The sequence below is a fragment of the Pseudomonas avellanae BPIC 631 genome (assembly GCF_000444135.1).
Classification (GTDB): domain Bacteria; phylum Pseudomonadota; class Gammaproteobacteria; order Pseudomonadales; family Pseudomonadaceae; genus Aquipseudomonas; species Aquipseudomonas avellanae.
Genome location: NZ_ATDK01000524.1, coordinates 1 through 629 on the forward strand (window position 1 = coordinate 1; position 629 = coordinate 629).

At 44.0% G+C, this 629-nt stretch carries 1 protein-coding gene; it reads right to left on the reverse strand.

Annotated features, from left to right (window positions below; genetic code table 11):
* Positions 1 to 50: 50 nt before the first annotated feature.
* Positions 51 to 629 (reverse strand): DUF6531 domain-containing protein (locus tag DW49_RS1000000131185; RefSeq protein ID WP_229687630.1); only part of this gene is annotated, 579 nt, incomplete at its 5' end.

Below are 629 nucleotides of genomic sequence, written 5' to 3' on the forward strand. Positions count from 1 at the left end.
TACTGTTTTCGAAAAAACCAGCTACTAACTAACGTAAAATTCAAATTTTATCAATAACTTAGGTTGCAGGACACGGGTAAATTATTTCGCAAACAGTACACTAGGCTATTGTATGAACGACTAATAGTAACAGGTTTGGTTCCACGGCTTTCAAAATCAATCTCCTCCTGATACTTGTTGCCATTGGCAGCATTTACAGGATTACCCACCCCAGAAGAAGGACTTGAGCAAGAAACGGATTCTATAGGGCTACCCACTTGAGCCTTACTGCTACAACTATTTTTACGACGATCAGGTGACATATCAGCACCGCAGTTTATTTTTATAAGCTGGGCTCCACCAAAATGACCATCTTCTACACCATCATTCCATCCACAGTCATAAAGCCCCCCCGAGCGATAGCGATTCAGGCCAGGTCTGTAGTTAGAAATCAAGTGTGACCAATAGTATTCTGAGTACAGGTAATTGCACGCCTTAACAGGATCATCAAAACCTAAACCACTATTAGGGAACCTCCGAACAAGTCTCAAATATGCGAAAATCGCCTGACCACCTGATCCGAGCCGCCCATGAGCCAAATGAGCTTTTCCGACGTTGAGTACGCAGGCAAACGCAAGCAAACCCGCCGC